Annotated in this window: 22 protein-coding genes and 3 pseudogenes; 14 read left to right on the forward strand and 11 right to left on the reverse strand. The window is 63.0% G+C overall.

The features are described 5' to 3' along the window. Nucleotides 1–13 precede the first annotated feature (13 nt). Nucleotides 14–748 (reverse strand): aquaporin Z, encoded by a 735-nt coding sequence (aqpZ, locus tag CK240_RS15920; protein ID WP_240517503.1) that lies wholly within the window; start codon nt 746–748, stop codon nt 14–16. Between the two features lie 150 nt (nt 749–898). Between aqpZ and CK240_RS15925 the strand changes: the two are divergent. The 3 genes and pseudogenes from CK240_RS15925 (at nt 899) to CK240_RS15935 (ending at nt 4,719) form a co-directional block, all read left to right on the forward strand. Further along, nucleotides 899–2,033: pseudogene (locus CK240_RS15925) on the forward strand (IS3 family transposase). A gap of 397 nt (nt 2,034–2,430) precedes the next feature. After that, complete coding sequence (gene creD, locus CK240_RS15930; RefSeq protein ID WP_095641311.1) at nt 2,431–3,816, forward strand: cell envelope integrity protein CreD; 1,386 nt, start codon at nt 2,431–2,433, stop codon at nt 3,814–3,816. Nucleotides 3,817–4,479: 663 nt separating this feature from the next. Continuing rightward, nucleotides 4,480–4,719, forward strand: coding sequence for a hypothetical protein (locus CK240_RS15935; protein WP_095641312.1), 240 nt, complete (start codon nt 4,480–4,482; stop codon nt 4,717–4,719). A 125-nt stretch (nt 4,720–4,844) separates the two neighbouring features. On the opposite strand, the gene CK240_RS15940 is transcribed toward CK240_RS15935, so the two are convergent. Both CK240_RS15940 and CK240_RS18345 read right to left on the reverse strand, forming a co-directional pair. Beyond that, nucleotides 4,845–5,192: an MliC family protein gene (locus CK240_RS15940; RefSeq protein WP_095641313.1), complete on the reverse strand. Its 348-nt coding sequence runs from the start codon at nt 5,190–5,192 to the stop codon at nt 4,845–4,847. Nucleotides 5,193–5,421: 229 nt separating this feature from the next. Next, nucleotides 5,422–6,111, reverse strand: a complete 690-nt coding sequence (locus CK240_RS18345; RefSeq protein WP_135058866.1) for a hypothetical protein — start codon at nt 6,109–6,111, stop codon at nt 5,422–5,424. A 69-nt stretch (nt 6,112–6,180) separates the two neighbouring features. Here CK240_RS18345 and CK240_RS15945 point away from each other — a divergent pair. Continuing rightward, a protein-coding gene (locus tag CK240_RS15945; RefSeq protein WP_095641314.1) for an IS5 family transposase occupies nt 6,181–6,938 on the forward strand; the annotation gives its coding sequence in 2 pieces (ribosomal slippage) (nt 6,181–6,517 and nt 6,517–6,938; 759 coding nt in all). Between the two features lie 19 nt (nt 6,939–6,957). Here the strand turns inward: CK240_RS15945 and CK240_RS15950 are convergent. The 3 genes from CK240_RS15950 to mobQ form a co-directional block, all read right to left on the reverse strand. Further along, complete coding sequence (locus tag CK240_RS15950) at nt 6,958–7,242, reverse strand: HigA family addiction module antitoxin (RefSeq protein ID WP_095641315.1); 285 nt, start codon at nt 7,240–7,242, stop codon at nt 6,958–6,960. A 16-nt stretch (nt 7,243–7,258) separates the two neighbouring features. Beyond that, on the reverse strand, nt 7,259–7,543 hold the full coding sequence (locus tag CK240_RS15955; protein ID WP_095641316.1) for a type II toxin-antitoxin system RelE/ParE family toxin: 285 nt from the start codon (nt 7,541–7,543) through the stop codon (nt 7,259–7,261). Between the two features lie 73 nt (nt 7,544–7,616). Further along, nucleotides 7,617–8,936, reverse strand: coding sequence for a MobQ family relaxase (mobQ, locus tag CK240_RS15960; protein ID WP_095641317.1), 1,320 nt, complete (start codon nt 8,934–8,936; stop codon nt 7,617–7,619). Between the two features lie 519 nt (nt 8,937–9,455). Between mobQ and CK240_RS15965 the strand changes: the two genes are divergently transcribed. From CK240_RS15965 to CK240_RS16005, 9 genes are all read left to right on the forward strand, one after another. Continuing rightward, entirely contained in the window at nt 9,456–9,776 is a 321-nt protein-coding gene (locus CK240_RS15965; RefSeq protein ID WP_240517505.1) for a mobilization protein, read from the forward strand. Next, nucleotides 9,773–11,509 carry a type IV secretory system conjugative DNA transfer family protein gene (locus tag CK240_RS15970; protein ID WP_095641318.1) on the forward strand — a complete coding sequence of 579 codons (1,737 nt, stop codon included), beginning with the start codon at nt 9,773–9,775 and terminating at the stop codon, nt 11,507–11,509. Before CK240_RS15965 ends, CK240_RS15970 begins: the two co-directional genes overlap by 4 nt. A gap of 11 nt (nt 11,510–11,520) precedes the next feature. Beyond that, complete coding sequence (locus CK240_RS15975; RefSeq protein ID WP_095641319.1) at nt 11,521–11,976, forward strand: hypothetical protein; 456 nt, start codon at nt 11,521–11,523, stop codon at nt 11,974–11,976. 312 nt (nt 11,977–12,288) lie between these two features. Continuing rightward, nucleotides 12,289–13,341: a replication initiator protein A gene (locus CK240_RS15980; protein WP_095641320.1), complete on the forward strand. Its 1,053-nt coding sequence runs from the start codon at nt 12,289–12,291 to the stop codon at nt 13,339–13,341. 105 nt (nt 13,342–13,446) lie between these two features. After that, nucleotides 13,447–14,091, forward strand: coding sequence for a ParA family protein (locus tag CK240_RS15985; protein ID WP_095641321.1), 645 nt, complete (start codon nt 13,447–13,449; stop codon nt 14,089–14,091). Beyond that, nucleotides 14,091–14,348 (forward strand): hypothetical protein, encoded by a 258-nt coding sequence (locus tag CK240_RS15990; protein WP_095641322.1) that lies wholly within the window; start codon nt 14,091–14,093, stop codon nt 14,346–14,348. The genes CK240_RS15985 and CK240_RS15990 overlap by 1 nt, the downstream gene beginning before the upstream one ends. Before the next feature lie 111 nt (nt 14,349–14,459). After that, nucleotides 14,460–14,717, forward strand: a complete 258-nt coding sequence (locus CK240_RS15995; protein ID WP_095641323.1) for a type II toxin-antitoxin system Phd/YefM family antitoxin — start codon at nt 14,460–14,462, stop codon at nt 14,715–14,717. Nucleotides 14,718–14,776: 59 nt separating this feature from the next. Then, nucleotides 14,777–15,157, forward strand: coding sequence for a type II toxin-antitoxin system VapC family toxin (locus CK240_RS16000; RefSeq protein ID WP_240517506.1), 381 nt, complete (start codon nt 14,777–14,779; stop codon nt 15,155–15,157). A 57-nt stretch (nt 15,158–15,214) separates the two neighbouring features. Continuing rightward, nucleotides 15,215–16,897 (forward strand): DUF262 domain-containing protein, encoded by a 1,683-nt coding sequence (locus CK240_RS16005; protein ID WP_095641324.1) that lies wholly within the window; start codon nt 15,215–15,217, stop codon nt 16,895–16,897. A gap of 127 nt (nt 16,898–17,024) precedes the next feature. On the opposite strand, the gene CK240_RS16010 is transcribed toward CK240_RS16005, so the two are convergent. After that, the gene (locus tag CK240_RS16010; RefSeq protein ID WP_095641325.1) at nt 17,025–17,612 is read right to left on the reverse strand and encodes a recombinase family protein; all 588 of its coding nucleotides are present in this window, start codon (nt 17,610–17,612) and stop codon (nt 17,025–17,027) included. Between the two features lie 77 nt (nt 17,613–17,689). On the opposite strand from CK240_RS16010, the pseudogene CK240_RS16015 reads away from it, so the two are divergent. Next, nucleotides 17,690–17,791 (forward strand): annotated as a pseudogene (locus CK240_RS16015) (IS5/IS1182 family transposase); the annotation flags it as partial. A gap of 383 nt (nt 17,792–18,174) precedes the next feature. Here CK240_RS16015 and CK240_RS16020 read toward each other — a convergent pair. The 4 genes and pseudogenes from CK240_RS16020 to CK240_RS16035 form a co-directional block, all read right to left on the reverse strand. Continuing rightward, nucleotides 18,175–18,675: pseudogene (locus tag CK240_RS16020) on the reverse strand (MgtC/SapB family protein). Between the two features lie 423 nt (nt 18,676–19,098). Further along, nucleotides 19,099–19,617 carry a hypothetical protein gene (locus CK240_RS18350; RefSeq protein WP_135058867.1) on the reverse strand — a complete coding sequence of 173 codons (519 nt, stop codon included), beginning with the start codon at nt 19,615–19,617 and terminating at the stop codon, nt 19,099–19,101. Beyond that, nucleotides 19,598–20,467: a YsnF/AvaK domain-containing protein gene (locus CK240_RS16030; RefSeq protein WP_205957879.1), complete on the reverse strand. Its 870-nt coding sequence runs from the start codon at nt 20,465–20,467 to the stop codon at nt 19,598–19,600. The genes CK240_RS18350 and CK240_RS16030 overlap by 20 nt, the downstream gene beginning before the upstream one ends. A gap of 597 nt (nt 20,468–21,064) precedes the next feature. After that, a partial coding sequence (locus CK240_RS16035) for an aquaporin (RefSeq protein WP_205957880.1) occupies nt 21,065–21,300 on the reverse strand: 236 nt, incomplete at its 5' end.

Here is a 21,300-nt window from a genome sequence, read left to right on the forward strand (position 1 = left end):
CCGCACGCCCTTTTCAGCCCTTGCTGCGGACGCCGCCCACGACGGGTTCGGCAGGATCCGGGCTGACGAAACGGTAGAGCGCTCCGCCCAGGGCGCCGCCGATCAGCGGCGCAACCCAGAACAGCCAGAGCTGGCCCAGGGCCCAGCCCCCGACGAAGAGAGCGGGCCCGGTGCTGCGGGCGGGGTTGACCGACGTGTTGGTCACGGGGATGCTGATGAGGTGGATCAGCGTCAGCCCAAGACCGATGGCGATCGGGGCAAAGCCCACCGGCGCCCGGCCGTGGGTCGCGCCCATGATGATGAACAGGAACATCATGGTCAGCACCACTTCCGCCACCAGGCTCGCGCCAAGCGAGTAGCCGCCAGGGCTGTGCTCGCCATAACCATTGGCCGCAAACCCGGACGCCACGGCATCGAAGTCCGGAACACCGTTGGCGATGAGATAGAGCACGAAGGCGCCCAGAATTGCCCCGATCACCTGTGCCAGGACATAGGGCAGGATCTGGGCGGCAGGGAAGCGCCCGCCGACGGCGAGGCCTACTGTCACTGCGGGATTGAGGTGGCAGCCGGACACGTGACCAATGGCATAGGCCATGGTCAGCACTGTCAGCCCGAAAGCCAGAGACACGCCAAGAAGGCCGATCCCGACCTCCGGAAAGGCGGCGGCCAGCACGGCCGAGCCGCAGCCGCCAAAGGTGAGCCAGAAGGTGCCGATCAGCTCGGCCACGAGTTTTCGAGAGTTGTCCAAGGCTGCGGTTCTCCACTCCAGACAGAATGGCTCCACCCTGCCCGGGATCGGCGGTCGACGACAAGAGAGGTGGTTCGGGAAATCTGAACAGGGGCGTTGAGTGGATCCTCCGCGCGACATCGGCATGATGCCGAGCAGCGAGGAGAGACCATGACCAGACGACCGCGCCGGAACCACAGCCCGGCCTTCAAGGCGAAGGTGGCACTGGCCGCCATCAGGGGCGAGAAGACGCTGGCCGAACTGGCCGAGCAGTTTGACGTTCATCCCAACCAGATCACCCAATGGCGCACGCAGCTCCTGGAAGGCGCCTCCGGCGTGTTCGGCGCTGGCGCCCCCGCCGAGGCGGCTCCGGTGGTGGATGTGAAGAGCTTGCATGCGAAAATCGGCGAGCTGACGCTCGAGAACGATTTTTTGTCCGGCGCGCTCGGCAAGGCAGGTCTGCTGCCGAGCGCAAGACGATGATCGACCGCGACCATGGGCTGAGCGTCAGGCGGCAGGCGAAGGCGCTCAGGATCAGTCGGGGCAGCGTCTATTACGTGCCGCGCCCGGCGTCGGACGCCGATCTCGCGCTGATGCGCCGGATCGACGAACTGCACTTGGAGTATCCGTTTGCGGGCAGCCGAATGCTGAAGGGGCTGTTGCGGGCTGAAGGATACCCGGCAGGTCGTCTTCACGTCGCGACACTGATGAAGAAGATGGCGATCGCGGCGCTCCACCGCCGTCCGAACACGTCGAAACCGGCGCCGGGCCACAAGGTCTATCCCTACCTGCTTCGGAACTTGGCGGTGACGCGCCCAAACCAGGTCTGGGCGATGGACATTACCTACGTTCCGATGGCCCGTGGCTTCGTCTATCTTGCCGCGGTCATCGACTGGTTCAGCCGCAAGGTCCTGGCCTGGCGGCTCTCGATCACGCTGTCGGCGGACTTCTGCATCGAGGCGCTGGAGGACGCGCTCGGCCGCTACGGTCGGCCGGAGATCTTCAACAGCGACCAGGGCTCGCAGTTCACCAGCGTCGAGTTCATCAAGGTGCTGAAGAACGCCGAGGTCGCCATCAGCATGGACGGCAAGGGTGCCTGGCGGGACAACGTCTTCGTCGAGCGGCTCTGGCGAACGGTGAAATACGAGGAGGTGTATCTGCGCGCCTACGGCAGCGTCTCCGAGGCTCGGGCCTCCATCGGCCGCTACCTCGGCTTCTACATGGCACGAGACCCCATTCGTCGCTCAGCGGGCAGACACCCGACCAGGCCTATCTCATTCAGCTGACGCCAATCCCGGCGGCGTAGTAACCAAGGCGGAGATCCACTTAGCAGCAGCCCGCAAGCTGTTCAGACAAACCGAGCCAGCTCTCACCCTCTTGGGGCCAACCGCGACAACTTGGCCGAGGATCTAGCAGCAGCGCGATTGACTATTGCCTAACTTGAGGCTCGGCTCCAAGAACGCGCGGCCTTGGTGAGTGCGGCCGAGGCTCGCGCCCAGATGGCCGAGGCGGACCGCGACCGCTGGCGCAGCTTGGGCGAGAAGCTAATTGATAGGCTGGCCGAGCGCGAGACGCAGGCACCCGCTTCAGTGCCAAATGTATCTAAGTATCGGCGTTGGTGGTCTTGGCGATCCGATCGCTAGTAAGATCAAGAGGAAGGACCCGCCTTGTCGGGCTTAAACACAGCCCTTGAAGGAATACCCATGCTCAACCGTCCCGGTGCGCGTTTTCTAATCGTTGGCTTTCTGGCCCTGATGATGGCGGTCCCGCTGTTCCTTGTGGGCTCGATCATCGACGGCCGCCTCAGCGCCTCGCGCGACGTGCAAGACCGGGTGTCGCGCGAATGGGGCGGGTCGCAGACGCTCTCAGGGCCGCGCCTAGTAGTGCCGGTGCGGGGCCCGGTGGTCCAGACCGTTTCCGAGATGATGCGCGATCCGCAGACCGGCGAAGAGCGTCAGGGCGCGCGGCAGGTCACCGTCACGGGCGAGCAGGCGCCGCTGGTGATCCTGCCCGAGACGCTCGACAGCACCCTCACGGCCCATATCACCGAACGGCGGCGCGGCATCTTCACGGTTCCCGTCTACACCGTCGACATCACGCTAGACGCCACTTTCACCGTGCCGGATGTGGCGGCGCTGATGGAGGCGGGTGCGGCACCGCTCTGGGACCAGGCGCGCATCGAGCTGGGGCTGACCACCAACAGCGGCATCCGCGGTGAAACGGCGCTGACCCGCGGCGATCGCCTGATCCGGTTGGAGCCGATGTCGGCTGGCGCAACCGGCATCGCGGGCGCAATCGGCGATCCGCGCGGGACAGACCAGAACTACCACCTGACGCTGGCGCTGAACGGGGCGGAGCATTTGATGATGGTCCCGGTCGGACGCACCAGCCGCATCACCATGGCGGGCGACTGGCCGCACCCGAGCTTCGACGGCGCTTTCCTGCCCGACAGCCGCGATGTCGGGCCGCAGGGCTATGAGGCCCGTTGGACCATTCCGCACCTCGCTCGGCCCTTGGCGCAGGTCACCCGCGGGGTGGACGAGGCCACTGCCGCCAATCAGGCCTTCGGGTTGGCGTTCTACCAGCCCAACGACTTCTACCAGCAGGCCTACCGCGCCACGACCTATTCCATCCTACTGATCGCGATGACTTTCCTGACGGTGCTCCTGACGGAGCGCGGCAGTGGCCATCGTCCGGCGCACCCGGTGCAGTACATCCTCGTCGGCCTAGCGCAGTCGGTGTTCGTGCTGCTGATCGTGGCCTATGCCGAGCATATCGGCTTTGCCCGCGCCTACCTGGGCGCCAGCACCGCCACGATCCTGCTGCTGGCCTTGTTTGGCTGGGCGGGGCTAAAGCTTGGGCAGCGGGTCTGGGTGCTGACGGCGCTCCTGACTGTGCTTTACGCGGTCATGTACCTGATCCTGCGGAGCAGCGATTATGCGCTTCTCGCCGGCTCGACGCTGGCCTTCCTGGCAATTGCAGCGACTATGATCGCCACGCGGAACGAAGACTGGTACGGCCAGCCGCGCCCGCCCTCGCGCCCGGCAGTGGCAACCCCAACGCCTTCACCACCTCCCACGGCGGCGTAGCAGCGTGCCGCCGTCGCCGAGGCTTTGGCCGAGGAGCGCAAGCGCATCCTGGACGAGACCCTGAAGCTCATTCCGCCGCCCGCGCCTCTCTCGACAGCACCGGCCGCGCCCGCCGCAGATCCGCCCCCCGGGTCGCGGTCCCGCCGCTGGCGCTGGACCTGGTCGTAAGCGCCCCCCGCGCTCAACCTCCGATCGCCGTCCGTCCCGTACAGGTGTTATGGTAAGTTCCTTGGAAGGGCGGGGGCGCAGCCAGGGGTTGTGGGGAGAAGGGGCCACGAACGGGCCCGGCACCAAGGGGGAACCCGCATATAATTTGAGGGTCAGGCGCGTGCCTGAGAAGAACATCAGCTCCTGCCCGGTAAGAAGCCGGGGCTTCGGGTTGCCTGAGGAACTCCCGGCCGTTCTCCTGCCATGAGGCTCGAGAGAGCCAAGTGCACAGGCTCTCCTCTTCCCGAGGCTGCCCCTGCCGCATAGGGCAGGGGCAGTTTGCCAGACCGCAGCTCAGAGCACAGAGCGTTGTCGGCCCCGATACACCTAGTGCTCCAGAGTTTGCGCTTCATGCAGCGCGGAAACCCTGCCAAGCTGCGCTGGTTAGGTGACAGGCCCGCGCGGCATGCCGCCGGCGATAAGAGCCTTCCTCCGCCCCCAGGAGTCGAGGACGACATGCTTGACCACGACCAGATCACGGCCCCGCAGTTTGAAGCCGACATGGAGGCAGTGCCCAGCACAGCCCCAGAGGGACCGCGTGCACCGGCACAGGCTGGGGCTGCCCCGCGCCTGGACGCGCTGATGCTGCTGCCCTTCCAGATCGCAATGGCGTTGCCGGCCGCAGTCATTGCCCAGAGCAACTCGTCGGCCATTCTGCGCCAACTGGCCTGGCAGCGCGAGCGGGCCCGTCGCTGAGCCAGGCCTGTGGATGTCCGGCAGCTCAAGCCTCTTAACTTCTACATCCTCTTAGCAGCGATGCGGACTGCACCAACCACCGCGGAGCTGAAATGCGCAGGATCGAACCCGTCGCGGCGCCCGGCTCACGGGGTGGCAAGGCGACAATCAAGAAGGGTTTTGTCTTCCAGCGTATTGATCAGCAGGCCGGTCCCGCCCTTGGTGATCCATTCGTACTGCCCCGAGACGTAGCGCGCGCCAGATCCGCTCACCGCCTCCGCAAAGACGCGCGCATCTCCCTCATCCATGGAGACCAGTGCTAGGTTGCCTGCCTCAGAGACGACATAGACTACGGCAAGCGGCTTATCCTCGCCACAGGTGTAGTGGGCCGTGGTTACATCCTCCAGATCGAAGGTGATCGTCAGGGCGGCATCCGCCGAGACGGTGGCCGGCACAAGCGCAAAAAGGACGGCAAAGGCGGCGGGTCTGAACATGGAAGGTCTTTCGGTGGGTGATAACACTCCGTGCAGAACACAGGAACGCCGGAGGAAGTTGCCCGAGGTCTGCGACACGCCGTTCAAAGCTTCGAGGTGTCGCCTCAATGCTCGTTGTGAATGTCAAGAACGGGCACAGCGCATCGAGTGTCAGGGATATAGATTTTTGTCTCCCTTGCTATCCATTTCGAAGAACGGGAGAAAGCAAATCCGCTAAACAGAGAGATAGTCATGACACGAAGGGCAGAGAACGCCACCAATTATTCGGAAGCGAGTGCCACCACCTAACAAACTCTGCCCCGAACGCAGATACAATAGCCGAATAGAAGATTGCCGCGCCTTCCAAAGTAGAGAAACGGGAAGACCAACTCTGATTTTCCCTAATGGCCTTCTTCCAATTGCGGATGCTTATAAGATAGCCATCTTGGCTAATTCTAACATGAGGCGGTTGATGTTCAGGTCTATGAGGTTCAGAATTCATTGCACGGGAAAGTGCGCTTAAGCCCGATAGCTGATTGCCAGACGGACCATTCGGACCATATCTCTTGAAGGCTTCGTGATCATTCTTAAGATTTCTGAAAAGGTGCCTTATGCAAGCTATCTCATAGTCTCGTTTTTCAAATTCTCCCTTCATCTTGTGGTTATAATAACGTTCGCTATCCACATTGTTACGGACCATCATTTCAACCATTTCTAGTTGATATGCTCTGACCAGATCGTCATGTTTTCCTTTGCGCCTGGTATAGAATAAAAACGAAAACACGGATGCAAATGCACCAACAGCTGGCATAATTTCCGGTTTGTTTAAGCTCACGATATATCTCGTGATGTTCAAGGCTATAAGAGTTTGTAGAGACCACCAAATAATTAGGCGAAGCCGATCAGAAAAGATGCGATCCATTATCTTAAAACGCTTCACGATATAGGCTCCAGACCCATTGATTTCGGGTGATTGGCGTGATTCAGGCTCCGCGAGGAGACCTGTCCGATGAGTAATCTCTACTGGCTGTCCGAGGCGCAGATGGAGCGCCTGAAGCCTTTCTTTCCGAAGAGCCATGGCAGGCCTCGGGTCGATGATCGCCGCGTGCTTAGCGGCATAATCTTCGTCAACCGCAATGGCTTGCGATGGTGTGATGCACCCAGGGAATACGGTCCGGCGAAGACGCTCTACAACCGCTGGAAGCGCTGGAGCGACAACGGGGTGTTCGCCCGGATCATGACAGGTCTTGCCGCCGAAGGCAGCCAGCACAAGACAATCATGATCGATGCAACGTATCTGAAGGCGCACCGCACGGCTTCCAGCCTGCGCGCCAAAAAAGGGGGCGCGGACGCCAGATCGGGCGCACCAAAGGGGGCATGAACACCAAGTTGCACGCCGTCACCGATGCCAAGGGCCGGCCGATCCGCTTCTTCATGTCGGCCGGACAGGTGAGCGACTACACCGGTGCGGCGGCCCTACTGGGTAGCCTGCCCGAGGCCGACTGGCTGCTGGCAGATCGAGGATATGATGCAGACTGGCTGAGAGAAGCTTTGAATGACAAGGGGATAAAGGTCTGCATCCCCGGTCGGAAGTCCCGAAAGACAACCGTGAAATACGACAAACGGCGCTACAAGCGGCGCAACCGGATCGAGATCATGTTTGGGCGGCTCAAGGACTGGCGGCGTGTCGCAACCCGATACGACCGCTGCCCGGAAACCTTCTTCTCTGCCGTCGCTCTCGCCGCAACCGTCCTGTTCTGGCTTTGAGGATCAATGGGTCTGGAGCCTATGCCGCCCGTGTAGGCAGGTGCCGGATGGCTTCGCCCATTTCACGCTCAGCCTGCACCAGCTCCCACTGCGCCTGGAGGTTGAGCCAGAACTGCGGGTCTGTACCGAACCAGTGCCCGAAGCGAAGCGCCGTGTCCCCCGTGATGCCCCGCTTGCCGGCGATGATCTGGCTCACACGGTTGGCAGGCACGTCGATCTGGCGGGCGAACTCCGTGGGCGTGATCCCCAACTCCTCCAGCTCGTCCTTCAGGACGATCCCAGGATGAACGGCGCGCATGAACATGGGTGGCCTCCTTGTCTCAGTGATAGTCCACGATCTCGACCGCGCTGGGGCCTGCCTGCCCCTCAGGCCATTCGAAGCAAAGGCGCCACTGATCATTGACGCGGATCGAATACTGTCCTGCCCGGTCGCCTCGAAGCGCCTCCAGGCGATTGGACGGCAGCGCCCGCAAGGTCTCCAGCGCCGGCGCCGCGTTCAGGATCGCAAGCCGTTTGACCGCCTGAGCCTCAAATCCGCTAAAGGCTTTGACGAACTCGCCCATGGCGAAGCGCTCCGTCTTCTTGTCGCGGTAGCTCAGGATCATGGGGGAGAGAGATAAGCATCTTGACGATGTACGTCAACCGTCAAGGCAATCCCCAGGAAGGACAGGTTCTCGCCTATAGTTCATGCTCATCCCCCCGGTGTCGGTGCCGGTGCACGGCTTCATCCCTTTCATGGTCATGCACCTTGTCGGGTTTCTGGAGCCCAACCTGCCTGTCCCGCGCCAGCACCGCCTGTAGCCGGTCGCGGATGCTCTGCGGCTCCTGCCCCGGCGCTGAGGCGCCCGCCTCCGCCTGGTCCTGCTCCACCTCTCGTCCGAGGATGCGTCCGAGCCGGGCACGGATGTCGTCCTTCTCGTGCCCCGGCCCGGCCTCCTGTGCAACCTCGGCCTCCTTGTCTTTGCGGCCGGTCCCCCGCTCCAGGATGCGCGCCAGCTGCTCCCGGAGGCTGCCGGCTTCCAGGGTGTGCTCCCGTGCCTGCTCCTGGACCACGTCCTGCCTGTGCTCCCGCTCGATCGCGTGCTTCTGTGCGGCGGCCCGGAGCGCGGCGAGGCCAGCCGTCACGAGGTCCGCGCCCTCCTCGCGGGCATGGACCCAGGTGTCGCGGGCGAGTTCCAGCCGCGCCCGCAGCTCGACCAGGAGCGCCCGCTCCTGTCGGACCGCCTGCACCGCCGCGCCGCGCTCGGTGACGGCCACATAGTCCCGATCCTCGTACCAGGCCGCCTGCATCTCGCGCCGCTCGATGGCGGAGGCGGCCGGCCCGAGCTTGATCTCCGGCGCGCGGTCCAGCTCCTCGGCCTTGAGCTCGTGGCCCTCGGCCAGCGCCGCCTCGCGCTGCGCGGCGAGGCTGCGGTGATCCACGCGGACCTCGTGCCCCTGCCGCTCCAGCGCCAGGTTCTGCAGCTCCGCCCATCGCGCCCGCATCGCCTCGATCTCGGGCCCGCCGGTCGCCTTGGCGTCCAGGACGCGGGTCTTGTCGGTGAGGCCCTCAGCGGTCAGGACGCGGGTGGTGGTCAGCACATGGGCGTGGTGGTTCCTCTGGTCGCCGTCGCGATGCGGCGCATGGATCGCCACGTCGGCCGCCACCCCGTAGCGGGCCACCAGCTCGCGGGCGAAGCCCATCACCAGCAGGCGGCGCTCGGCGGCGTCGAGCTCGGCGGGCAGCGCGAGCTCCCACTCCCGCGCGGTGACGCTGTTGGCGCGCGTCTCCCGCGCCTCGGCCGCGTTCCACAGCGCCTGCCGGTCCTGCGCCCAGTTCGGGGCATCCTCGGGCGCGAGGATGAAGCTGTCCGCGACGCCGGCCTTGCGCGTGTAGTCGTGGACGCGTCCCTCGCGCTCGCAGGCAATGAGCTCGCCGGCGCGGTAGGCCGCAGCGGCGGTGGCCGAGCGCCCGGCGCTGCGTTTGATCGTCTTGACCGAGAGATGGTAGCTCGCCACGGCCGCTCACCCGTGCCCGCAGGAGCGCGCGGGGAGCCTAGCCGCAGGGTGAGCACCGCCGGCCGAGGCCATCCCCACGCCAGGCACGCCGGCCGCACCAAGTGCCCGGGTCCCGCCACCGAGCGGGACCCTGCACGCGCCCCGCGTGCATCCACAGCGGCGGTTCCGGCAGCGCGCCAGGAGAACCGGAGCCTTCATATGGCGCAGGGCCGACCGGCCGCCGGGCGCCACGCAGGCCCGTGTAGATGCGACAGGACGCGATCCAACCGCGTAGGTTGGCCTTGGCGGGTGCGGGAGGGCGGGACGCGCCTCCTGCTGCCTCGGGTTTACCCGAGGCATGGGGTTGCTGTTGGCGGGGGGTGCTTGCCCCCGGGAGATCGCACGCAAACCGCAGGTTTGCATAAGTGCGCCCTTCTCACTGCTGTTCGTCGGGTCCACGCTAAACGGCACCGTCTTGGCAGGCAACGCCGACGTGGGCAGAGTGGAGAAGAAACAAGCATTGAACGAGGGGGATTGTTGATGGCAGAGACCGAGCTCGACCGGGCCCAGAAGCGCTACGAACAGGCCAAGGCTCGACTGCAGGCGCTGCGCAACCGGGAAGCCGCCCGCGAGCGCAAGATCGACACCCGCCGCAAGGTCATTGTTGGGGGCGCCCTTATGGACCTGGCCACGCGGGACTCCAATGCCGCCGTCCTGCTCGACCGGCTGGTCCGCAACCTGCCCCGCGAGCAGGACCGCAAGACCTTCGAGGGGTGGAACCCGGACCAGCGTCCTGCCCTCGGGTCTGAGGACGGCCAGGCCGCGCCCTCTGCCCCCTCTGGTTCTGACGACGCCGCATGATCCGGACGGTCTTCAGCTTTCTTGTCCTGCTGGGGACTCTGGCGATTGCCGTGCCTTGGGCGCTGCTGGTGCTGGCCTTTGGCCTCATCCTCGCCTTTGTCCTTGTCACCTTCGGCTTCGTCTTGGGACAGATGCTGATCTTCGGCTTGGACACGATCGATGAGCCCAACACCCTCTTCGGCTGGCTCGGCTATGCCGTCTGCGTGCTGATAGGGTGGGCCCTTGTCCTTCAGGCCTGGGCCGAGCACTTCGGCATCGCCGCGCTCTTCGTCCGTACCCGCGACAGCCACGGCTCCGCCCGCCTCGCCTCCAAGGCCGAGCGCCGCGATCTCGCCCAAAGCGAGCGCGGCCTCCTGATCGGCCGGGACGCCGACAGCGGCCGGCTGCTGCGCTACGACGGCCCCGCGCACCTGCTGACCCTCGCCCCCACCCGCACCGGCAAGGGCGTCGGCACCGTGATCCCGAACCTCCTCCTCGTGTCGCGTCCGATGCTGGTCATCGATCCCAAGGGCGAGAACGCCCGGATCACCCACGAGGCCCGCCGCAAGCTCGGGCCGCTCCATGTCCTCGATCCCTTCGGCGTCACCGGCCTGCCCGCCGCGGCCTACAACCCCCTCGCGCGTCTCACCCCCGACAGCCTCGACCTCGGCGAGGACGCCGCCTCCCTCGCCGAAGCCCTGGTGGTGGACCCGCCCGGGGAGACCGGGGATGCCCACTGGAACGAGGAGGCGAAGGCCCTCCTCGCCGGTCTGATCCTCTTCGCCGCCGTCCACGAACCCGAGGAGCGCCGCACCCTCGCCGCCGTGCGCGAGTACCTGACCCTGCCGCCGGACCGGTTCCGCGCGCTGCTCGCGCTCATGGGGGAGAGCCTAGGGGCCGGCGGGCTGATCGCACGGGCCGCCAACCGCTTCCTCGGCAAGGCCGATCGCGAGGCCGCAGGCGTGCTCTCCTCCGCGCAGCGCCACACCCATTTCCTCGACAGCCCCCGCATCACCGCCAGCCTGGCCCGTTCGGACTTCAGCTTTGCCAGCCTGCGCCACGAGGTCTCGTCGGTCTTCCTGGTGCTGCCACCGAACCGTCTCGACGCCTACAGCCGCTGGCTGCGCCTCCTGGTCAGCCAGGCGCTTGCAGAGATCGCCCGGGATGCGGAGACGCCCCACGGCGCCCCAGAGGCCCCAGGAGCCGCGCAGAGGGCCTCTCCGCCCCTTCGGGAACCCACCCTGTTCCTTCTCGACGAGTTCGCGGCCCTGGGCCGCCTGGAGGCGGTGGAGCGGGCGATGGGGCTGATGGCGGGCTACGGCCTCCAGCTCTGGCCGATCCTGCAGGGTGAGGCAGCTTCCCGGAAACGCTCCGGTGGAGCGTTTCGCTGCCGAACGGGCAAAGCCCAGAGCCAGCTGCGCGCCCTCTACGGCGCCCGCGCCAACACCTTCGTAGCCAATGCCGGTGTGCTCCAGACCTTCGGCGTCAACGACTACGAGACCGCGAAAGCCCTGAGCCAGCTCATGGGCCAGGCCACCACCTCCTACGCGACCACCAGCCACAGGCCCGGCGACCCCGCCTCGACCACCCACCAGCTCACCGGGCGCGACCTGCTGACGCCGGACGAGATCATGCAGATGTCCCCGCACCTGCAGCTCCTGCGCCTGCAGGGCCGCCCGATGATCCTCGCCCGCAAGATCCGCTACTACACCGACCCCGAGTTCCGGGGCCTCTTCCCGCACCCCGCCGCCTGACAGGACCACGCATGCCCGACACACCCCCTGCCCTGTCCGACGTGGCCTTGCGCGAGACCCTCGATCTCCTGGGTCAGGTCGTGGCCAGCATGTCGGCGCGCCTCGACAGCCAGGGCGAGCAGATCGAGGCCCTGACCAGGGCCGTGGATAAGACCCGCACCGCGGCAAAGCGCACCGAGCAGCAGACCGATCCTGCGGGCTATGCCCGCTTCATCGGTGCCGAGGTCGAGAAGGCGCTCGACAAAGTCCTGGATGAGTTTGCCGGTGCCGTCCTGACCATCCGCACCAACCATGAAACCACAGCTGCCCGCCTGAAGGAGCTGGAACAGGCCGAGGAGGCCGCGCTCGAACGCCTGCGGCAGGAGCTGGACGAGGCCGGGCGCTGGCGCAGGCGCGTACTGTGGGTCTGGGCAGGTGCGATCTCCACGGGTCTCGTGCTGGCGGTGTTTCTCAGTACCTTGTTCTAGGTAGGTCCCGTCATCCGCGCACTAGCAGTGACGTCACCTGCCGAGTGCTTGGGGGCAATGACTGTCAAGAGAACATAGGACGCGAGGCCTCCAGGCCCCGGAAACGCGAGTTATCCACAGGTCGTGAGTGTTAGATCTGTGTTAAGTATGTGTTACACCTCTGAAAGAGCCTATCAAACAATTGATAATAATAAGTTTTTTTTTCAAATTGGTGTGTGAAAACACGATAGGCGGTGGGTAGAAGCACGAAACTTGGTGTGTGAAAACACGATGGCGCTTGACGTGGTGTGTGAAAGCACGAAAGGGTAAGGTATGGTGGGTGAAAACACGAAAGGTCGGTCTCCCCTTCTTCCTGACCGGATGCAGCAGGGCGACTTCTTCGTGTGCGACATCTTCGATGCGGCCCCCAAGGGGGACATGGCATCCATGGAGCACCCCGTCTTCTCGATCTCGACCAAACCGGACCTGAACGTACGCCGGTATGAGAACGGCAAGAACTTCGTGGAGGTCACGCCATCCGTGAAGGGTCTCGCGACAGTCCATGACAGAGACATCCTGATCTTCTGCATCTCTCAGGTAATGGCGGCCATAAATGACGGTCATGAATCGGACATCCGCCCTACCCTGCGGTTCAAGGCATACGACCTCCTTACGGCGACCAATCGCGGCAAAGATGGGCGGGGGTATGAACAACTCCGTGCGGCGTTGGAGCGCCTGTCAGGAACCCGGATCACCACCAATGTAACGACTGGCGATGTCGAAGTCCTGGATGGGTTCGGCCTGATCGACCGCTTCCGCATCGTTCGCCAGACCCGCGATGGTCGTATGCAGGATATTGAGGTCACGCTGTCGGAATGGGTGTTCAACGCGATCAAGGCGCGCGAAGTGCTCACCCTGCACCGCAACTATTTCCGCCTCCGGAAGCCGTTGGAGCGACGGCTGTACGAGATCGCACGAAAGCACTGCGGTTCACAGACGGAATGGAGGATTGGAATCCAGAAACTCAAGGCCAAGTCCGGCTCCTACTCAACGGACAAGGAGTTCCGGCGGCTGCTCTCGATCATTGTCGCTGAGGATGCAGCGCACTCGCATATCCCCGACTACGCCATATCGCTTGAGGGCGACATGGTGACGTTCCGCAACCGGAACACTATAACCCTCGGGAAAGCAGTCGAGCCTTGGTCAGGACGGCTTGATCCCGAGGCTTACAATGACGCCCGGACCGTCGCCCCCGGCTGGGATGTGTACATGCTCGAACACGAGTGGCGCTCCTGGCTGGGCGAGAACGAGATCGAGCCCAAGGCCCCTGCCCGCCACTACGTGAAGTTCTGCCAGAGCTGGCATGAGAAGCGTGGACGCCCATAGGCGCACACTCCCCTAGATTCCTAGCAGTATAGGAACGTAAAATATTTTCTTGTTAGCATCCTAGGATCATGCAAACCTACGGCAAGCGAATCCTAGGAAGCTAGTATGATTATCTCTTTGATTTCCCAGAAGGGGGGCGTCGGCAAGAGTGCGCTGGCGCGACTGCTGGCAGTCGAGGTCACCAAGGCCGGATGGACGGCGAAGATCGCCGACCTAGATCCTGCGCAGGGGACTTCGACCAAGTGGAAGGCACGGCGTGACTCGGCCGGACTCCAACCGGATGTCGCGGTCGAGAAGTTCCGCACGGTTGATCGCGCGCTGAAAGAGGCCGACCGCTATGACCTGCTGATCCTGGACGGGCCGGCCCATGCGGAGCAGGGGGGCAAGGTCATGGCGCGGGCCAGCGATCTCGTCGTGATGCCGACCGGGTACAGCCTTGATGACATGGAACCGCAGATAGAAGCCGCCTATGAGCTAGAAGAGGCGGGCATTGATCCTGCGAGCATCCTGTTTGTGTTCTGTCGCGCCAAAGGCTCGGACGCCGAGGACAAGGCCGCACGGTCTTATCTTCGGAAGGCTAGGATGTCGGTGCTCGATCCCGTCTTCCCGGAACTGGCGTCGATCCGCCAAGGGCATGCGGAAGGACGTGCTGCGTCCGAGGTCCCGTTCACCAAGGTCCAGGAGAAGGTAATCGAGGTTGCCCAAGAAATTGTCGATCAACTCATGAAGCGGCGGAAGGAGGCGGCGTGATGGCAAAGGGATTGCAGATCGCAGAGCCGCCGCGCCGCCGGAGTGAGGCCAGGGAGCATCTCGCGGAGGTGTCAAAGGCGGGCAGGGGAGAGAAGTTCACTCAGGTGGCCGAAGGCGAGAAGGTCCAGTTCAACAAGAGGGTGACGCGCGGAGTGGCGGATGGGTACGAGATGCTCGCGATCCGGACGCGGAAGAAGGTGCCCGAACTGTTGGCCGAAGCCTTGGAACTTCTCGAAGGACGGTACGGGAAAGTCTAGGACAATAGGAAGCTAGGAAGATAAAGACGCCTCCCTCGGTGATCCATTCTTGATTTGGACCACTGCATGGTCCAAATTCGCTCAAGAGCAACACGCTTGGAGTCCCGTCCGATGCACGTTCCCCTGTCCGATGCGAAGGCTCGCCTGACCGATCTCGTGCGTCAGGCCGAGGCGGGCGAAGAGGTCGTGCTCACCCGCCACGGCAGGCCAGCCGCGCGGATCGTACCGGTGGCGCCCGCACCTTCAGGCGCTGCACGAACGCAGCTCCTCACACGCCTTCAGCTTTCCGCCACTCAGAAGGTGCGCCGTGGTCCCGAAGCCACGCGCAGCCAAGACTTCCTCTACGACGAAGACGGGCTGCCCGGGTGAGAGGGCAGGGCAGGGCGAGCGCCACCCCTGAGGCAGCAGGCTCCCAATCTCTGGATACCGTGGTTCTCGACACCTCGGCCCTGATGGCAGTCCTCCTAGGCGAGCCTGAGAGCGCCGCCTGCGCTGCCGTCCTAGGCTCCGAGGCAAGGCTCCTGATCTCGGCAGGCACGCTGGCTGAGGCCCTGATCGTCGCAGGCAATCGGGGGATTAGGATGGAGATGGCCACGCTCATGGCCGAAGGCGGCGTGGAGGTGGTGCCCGTCACCGCGACCACGGCCGCGCGTGTGGCCGAGGCCTACGCCGCATGGGGCAAGGGCAATCACCCGGCCGGGCTCAACTTCGGCGACTGCTTCGCCTATGCACTAGCCCGCGAGACGGAATGCCCAATCCTCTACGTGGGTCAGGATTTCGCCAGAACCGACGTAGCCGCAGCCGTCTAGAGTCTGGCCCGTAGAGCTCACCCGTATAGGATCTGCAGTTAAGTCTTAGAGGCGCTAATGACAAAAAAGATCACAGGGGCGGAGTATCCTTTATCCAAAATCTTTAGTTCCGAATTTGAATTTGTTATTCCCTCGTACCAGCGGCCCTATGCTTGGACAGTCGATCAGGCTTCCGAATTACTAGATGATCTAGTTGCATTCCACGAAGCAGAAGGAGAAGAAGGGTACTTCTTGGGAAGCATCGTGCTTATAAAATCCGATGGAGCTCCACTTTCGGAAGTAATTGATGGTCAACAGCGTCTTACCACCTTGACGATCTTATTTGCAGCGATTGCGTGTGCTCATGACGCCGCAAATAAGGATGAGCTCAAGCCCTACATTCTAGAGCCAGGCAAGAAAATGGAGGGAATCTTGCCAAAACCAAGACTCTCGCTACGAGCGCGCGATCAGGGCTTCTTTACAAAGTATATCCAAAATTTCAATCTGAATCAGCTTATGGATCTAGATTCATCCTCTCTAAACAATGAATCCCAGCGCAACATTCGAGCCAACGCGGAGTATCTTCTAGCAGAAATTGAAAAGCGCTTCGAAGCTCCGGATGAGCTTGAGGCGTTCGTTACCTTCCTGCTTACTCGGTGCTTTTTAGTAGCGGTCTCTACCCCCACGCAAGAGTCCGCCTTCCGAGTGTTCTCCGTCATGAACAGCCGAGGTCTCGATCTCCAACCAACGGATATTATTAAAGCCGACCTCATCGGCCAAATTAAGGGTGAATCTTCCCAGAATCAGTACAATGAGAAGTGGGAAGAGATGGAGATTGATCTCACGCGCGGCGGCTTCAACGACTTGTTCAGCTATATCCGAATGATTTATGCTAAGGAAAAAGCAAAACGCTCCCTTCTTGAGGAGTTTCGAGCACACGTTCTCCCGAACAACCCTGATCCACGTGCGTTTATCGACGATGTTTTGGAGCCGTTTGCCGGTGCCTTGAACGACATTCGCTCAGCATCGTTTGTAGCAACTCAGCATGCCGAAACCGTCAATCAATATATTCGGTGGCTCAATCGGATCGACAACTCCGATTGGATTCCTCCAGCCATCCTCTTTTTAAAGAAGCATAGGGGAAAACCGGCTCAGGTCGCCCGTTTTTTCAAACTGCTCGAACGCCTAGCGGCCTTCATGCATGTTGATCGCCACAACGTAAATGACCGTATAGAGGTATATGGAGAACTCATCTCCGAGATTGAGGGGGGCGCACGTCCCGACGACATGATCCAACTCAATTTCAATGTTAAAGAGTGCAAGCAGTTTCGGGCGGCGCTAGATGGTGACATCTACAAACTTACCCCGCGCCGACGCAACTACCTGATTCTTCGGCTCGACTCGTTTATTTCAGACGGTGCAGCGACGTATGATCCAAAGATTCTTACCATTGAGCACGTCCTGCCCCAAACCGTCGATGACGGTAGCGAATGGGCAGAATGGTGGCCTGATGCCGAGGAAAGAGAGCGGTGGGTGCACCGGCTCGCGAACCTAGTCCCTCTGAACAAGAAGAAGAATTCATCTGCACAGAACTACGACTTCGCAGAGAAGTGTAAGATTTATTTTTCCGGTACAAAGAATGTATCTTCTTACGCGCTGACCAGCCAAGTGATCTCCCAAACGGACTGGTCGCCAAGGACTGTTAGAGCTCGGCAGAAAAAGCTCGTCAATGTCTTGATGGAGAATTGGGAGCTCGATTAGGTTTAACAGCGGCTTCGACTAACAGGCTGCCTTGTATAGTCGTCCGTGGAGTCCAGACAGGCGGCACTTACCCCGCTACCGCAGAGCCGACTGTTGTTAAGCGCGTCGGTCTCCACCGGCTACCTTCTCATGCGCAAAGCCGCGAGATCGTTGCGTGGTGAACATTATAGCTGCGCGCAATTGCGGTAATGCTCTCGCCCGCATCTCGCCTAGCCCGCGCCTCGCGCTGCTGGTGCGGCGTGAGCTTGGGCTTGCGCCCCATCTTCCGGCCCTCGGCCTTGGCGCGGGCACGCCCCTCGCTGGTGCGGGCGCGGATCAGCTCGCGCTCGAACTCCGCCAGGCCGGCCAGCACCGTGAGCATAAGCCGGCCGTGCGGGCTCGTGGTGTCGGCCCAAGGGTCGCCCAGGGAGCGGAAGGCGGCACCCTTCTCCGCCAGGGCGCCCAGCACGTTGAGGAGGTCGCGCGTGGAGCGCGCGAGCCGGTCCAGACGCGTCACCAGCACCACGTCGCCAGGGCGGACCTCCTTGAGGAGCCGCGCGAGCTGCGCGCGGTCGCGCTTGGCGCCCGAGGCGGTTTCGCGAAACACCTGGTCCGCACCAGCAACCTTGAGGCTCTCCACCTGTGGCGCGAGCGCCTGGCTGTCGGTACTCACCCGCGCATAACCCAAGGTGCGGGGCAGGGGGGTCGTGGACCGGCTATCTTCTGCACAGGACATATGCACAGACTAAGCTGCTGATCCGCTTAGGTCGAGCCAGCTGTGCAAAAATCAGGATAAGTGCATTAGGTGTTTGATCCCGCGATTTCGATCGTCAGACCGCCGAACTCCAGGTCCGCATCGCCATCCTCAATCGTTTCACGGCGCTTGGTATCCCCGTGACACAACTCGTCGGCTGACATCAGGCGGGGAAAAGGGACCTCTGGCCTTCAGACGCTTCGTGCAACAGCGCCCGGTCGGACCATTTTCAGCGGCTCTGGACGGGATGGCAGCGCAACCACTCCTCCACGTCCGGCTTTGAAGCTCCATAAACCGCGAATTTGTTGAGCTCTCGAAGGCAGGCAGCCGCGTCCCTGACAGGTCGGGCCTGCATCCCTGGTTGGGCATGCCAGAGCCAGTCGATACGGCCATCGTCATTTGTTTCAGCAACGAGAAGGGGCTGCTGTTCCATATCACACGTCTCCAAACCACTCGCCGGCTTATCTGCCGACCGTCGCTCTTTGAGCACATGAATAGCTTGGCGTTCGGTTGGCCACCCGACCACACAGAAGCGTCCGCCTGCTCACTTGTTAACCAGCAGGAGGTGAAGGTGGTTCCAGACAGGACCGGCCGCGTCCCCCCGGGCCACCACTGTCAGCCGCAGGCTTCTGCTGCGCGGCAGGACGGCATAGAGGATCCGCAGCCCGACCAGCACCAGCAGCGTCGCCGCCGTGCCGACCAGGGACAGCCCGAACATCCCCACGCCGAAGGCCGCACTGACCCAGAGCGAGGCGGCGGTGTTCAGCCCGTGGACCGAGGGGCCTTCGCGGAAGATCACTCCCGCGCCCAGGAACCCGATCCCAGTCAGGATGCCATGCGCCATGCGGGTCGGGTCCGACACGATCTGGGTGCCGGGGACAAGATCCAAGGTCCATAGCTCCTACTGCGCGCCGGCAAGCATCAGCAGCGTTGCGGCGAGATAGACCAGCGCATGGGTCCGCAGCCCGGCGGGCTTGCCCTGCACCTCGCAGTCGATGCCGATCAGCATCCCGGTGATCAGGCTCGCCAGCAGCGGCAGGCCCATATCGGTGGACAGGACCAAGGCGAGGAAGTCGGGCAAGGCAGGCTCCGTTGCATGGTGACGGGCGCTGGCCTCAACCGCTCATGTGATGCCGAAGCCTGTGCGGCGCCTGATGGCTCCCGCATTTGGGTAGGTCAGCCTACCCCGGCAATCTCCCCATTGCGGCGAAAGGAGGCTGGTTGCGGTCCAAGCTCACCGAGGCCTCTCAGAGGGCCGGGGCCAGCTTGCACCATCCTGTGGATCCGACCTATGCAGGCAGGCATGCAGAGGCTCTTCCGCACACTCGGCATGATTGCAGACAGCGTTGCGATGTCGTCGTCCCTTAGCAAGGGTCAACAACTCTCAGCTGTCGATCAAAAGCGCTCCGATGATATAGTCTCCTCGGTGATCTCAAAAGAGAAGCCCCGCGCAGGCCTGAAGTGCCTGCTAGGCATGCAGGCACATCTCGACGCGGAGCATGGCGAGGTCATTGCCGTCGGGCAGAAGGCATCCCGGAATGATGTCGAGTTCGCCCATCAGGAAGACCCTGTCTCCAGGCTTGGCAAACTCCCCCTCGGGCGGATGAATGCTGGCAGGAAGAAAGGCCTGGATGATGGCTTCGTGAGCTGAACTGACGGGGTTCTTCTGGCGGAGGGCAACAAGGCTGCCCGACGGGGTCGTGGAAACGGCAGTGACAATTCCGCAGGCGTTTTCTGTAAGGGACATGGTCGTCTCCGGTCGCCGAATGCTCCTTCTGCATTCCCAGGAAACCAACACCTCTGAAGATGGCCGGTTCAGGAGATGCGCTGCGATCGGCGGATTTCCGACCACCGTCTCGGCTCCATCCGCATGGGTGTCGACGAGTTCAGGTGCGTGTGCCCTTGGCTCTTCGCAGCGAAAAGGGGCGGTCAGCCCGCCCCTTTCAACCTTGCCTCTGGCGGAGCTGTTACCGGCGGTCGAGGTCACTGTCCCGATCAAGGGTCCGGCCACGCTCGTCCTCGATCTCGACCTCGGTCTTGCGGACGGTGTCGCGGACGGTTTCGGTATGTGACTCGACGTCCTTGTTCAGCCCGATCTCCTCAACCACCCGAGCTTCCTTCTGGACGACCGGCGCCTCGGCATACTCTCGCGCCTCCAGGCTGCGCTCCTGGAAGTCGGCATCGCCTGCGGGGCGATCCACCGGCCGACGCTCGACATGGACACGCTCGCTGCGCAGTTCGACATCCTGCTCGACCGGGGTCTCAACCACATAGGAGCGCACGCGAACCCGGCCGCCTTCCGTCTGGCGCTTGCCGATCGACACCTGCTCTTCGACAATGTCGATCTTGCCCTCGGTGTTGAGATCAGCGTTCGGGGCAGGGGTGCGGTCACCCGCATGGCTGGACGCCGCAGCACCGGTCACGGCAGCTCCAGCCGCGCCAGAGCCGGTCCAGCCCTCGCTACGCCACTCAGCCTCGCGGGCGTCCAAGTCGACCGCCCCTTCATCGTCCAGGATATCCAGGGCCGTTTCATACTGATGATCGGGAATGTTCCGGACCGCCACGAGATAGCCGCCGCGGTTCAGACCCTCGGCATAGGCGTAGCGATCCTCCTCCGGAAAGAAGAAGTCGCCGATGGACTCGAAGAAGCCGCGGTCCGAGCGGTCCTCGCCCGAATAGGGACGGGTGCCGTAACCTTCGTTCTCTCCGCCCGTCAGCACGACATCGGCGATACCGGCCGCCTTCAGGGCGGAGACGGCACGGTCTGCCGCCATCCGGCTGTCGAACATTGCCGAGAGACTGCGCATCGCACCAGTGTTCATGGTTTCCAGAGCCATTGTCGTGTCCTCACAGGTTACAGACTGCGGTCAAGGTGACCAGCTTGCCCCGGAGCGGGGCCAGGAACGGCCGGGCCGTGGCCCGGCGGCGCTGCCCAAGAACGTGGTCCCAGCCGATCCGGTTTCGGCGAAGGCCAGACAAACTTGTCCAAGCTCAGTTGTCCTTTGCGGATCCTCCGTCGAAAACCTTATGCGGATCCTGAAGGAAACGCTCCTTGTCATCCCAGAGAATGACGACGCGAATGTGGTGAAATAAAGTGGAATTGCGGCGCATCTGAACGGCCAGTGACGCAGCTGGGAACAGACGAGTGCTCGGATGGGGAGGCTGCAGGAATGACCAACTTCCTTATCTCGGCTGCCGTTATGCTGATCGACGCCGTGATCATGTTTGGCCTCGCCCTGGCAGCACTGCAGTAAAAGGAAGCCGCCGATACCGAGGCTTTCGCGTCGAGGTCATTGGAGGGCAGCTCCACCCGCGTGAATTGCGCCCGTCTGCTGTCTGACGTTTGCCCAACAGCCGCAAACGACTCGGCGCCGTTTGCATCCGTTTCCCGGTGCATGGCCCGGCAGATCTCCGGGCCATGCCGCACGCCCTTTTCAGCCCTTGCTGCGGACGCCGCCCACGACGGGTTCGGCAGGATCCGGGCTGACGAAACGGTAGAGCGCTCCGCCCAGGGCGCCGCCGATCAGCGGCGCAACCCAGAACAGCCAGAGCTGGCCCAGGGCCCAGCCCCCGACGAAGAGAGCGGGCCCGGTGCTGCGGGCGGGGTTGACCGACGTGTTGGTCACGGGGATGCTGATGAGGTGGATCAGCGTCAGCCCAAGACCGATGG

Origin of the sequence: Paracoccus salipaludis, assembly GCF_002287065.1 — a bacterium.
In the GTDB taxonomy this organism is placed as follows: Bacteria; Pseudomonadota; Alphaproteobacteria; order Rhodobacterales; family Rhodobacteraceae; genus Paracoccus; species Paracoccus salipaludis.

What these genes read in the sequence shown, in the direction of transcription:
- CK240_RS15995 (WP_095641323.1), top strand. Translation starts at nt 14,460, where the DNA reads ATGCACGTTCCCCTGTCCGATGCGAAGGCTCGCCTGACCGATCTCGTG.
- CK240_RS15970 (WP_095641318.1), top strand. Translation starts at nt 9,773, where the DNA reads ATGATCCGGACGGTCTTCAGCTTTCTTGTCCTGCTGGGGACTCTGGCG.
- CK240_RS16030 (WP_205957879.1), bottom strand. Translation starts at nt 20,467, where the DNA reads ATGGCTCTGGAAACCATGAACACTGGTGCGATGCGCAGTCTCTCGGCA.
- CK240_RS15935 (WP_095641312.1), top strand. Translation starts at nt 4,480, where the DNA reads ATGCTTGACCACGACCAGATCACGGCCCCGCAGTTTGAAGCCGACATG.
- CK240_RS15955 (WP_095641316.1), bottom strand. Translation starts at nt 7,543, where the DNA reads ATGATCCTGAGCTACCGCGACAAGAAGACGGAGCGCTTCGCCATGGGC.
- CK240_RS15980 (WP_095641320.1), top strand. Translation starts at nt 12,289, where the DNA reads ATGGTGGGTGAAAACACGAAAGGTCGGTCTCCCCTTCTTCCTGACCGG.
- CK240_RS15940 (WP_095641313.1), bottom strand. Translation starts at nt 5,192, where the DNA reads ATGTTCAGACCCGCCGCCTTTGCCGTCCTTTTTGCGCTTGTGCCGGCC.
- CK240_RS15990 (WP_095641322.1), top strand. Translation starts at nt 14,091, where the DNA reads ATGGCAAAGGGATTGCAGATCGCAGAGCCGCCGCGCCGCCGGAGTGAG.
- CK240_RS15985 (WP_095641321.1), top strand. Translation starts at nt 13,447, where the DNA reads ATGATTATCTCTTTGATTTCCCAGAAGGGGGGCGTCGGCAAGAGTGCG.
- CK240_RS15975 (WP_095641319.1), top strand. Translation starts at nt 11,521, where the DNA reads ATGCCCGACACACCCCCTGCCCTGTCCGACGTGGCCTTGCGCGAGACC.
- CK240_RS16010 (WP_095641325.1), bottom strand. Translation starts at nt 17,612, where the DNA reads ATGTCCTGTGCAGAAGATAGCCGGTCCACGACCCCCCTGCCCCGCACC.
- creD (WP_095641311.1), top strand. Translation starts at nt 2,431, where the DNA reads ATGCTCAACCGTCCCGGTGCGCGTTTTCTAATCGTTGGCTTTCTGGCC.
- CK240_RS16005 (WP_095641324.1), top strand. Translation starts at nt 15,215, where the DNA reads ATGACAAAAAAGATCACAGGGGCGGAGTATCCTTTATCCAAAATCTTT.
- CK240_RS15950 (WP_095641315.1), bottom strand. Translation starts at nt 7,242, where the DNA reads ATGTTCATGCGCGCCGTTCATCCTGGGATCGTCCTGAAGGACGAGCTG.
- CK240_RS15965 (WP_240517505.1), top strand. Translation starts at nt 9,456, where the DNA reads ATGGCAGAGACCGAGCTCGACCGGGCCCAGAAGCGCTACGAACAGGCC.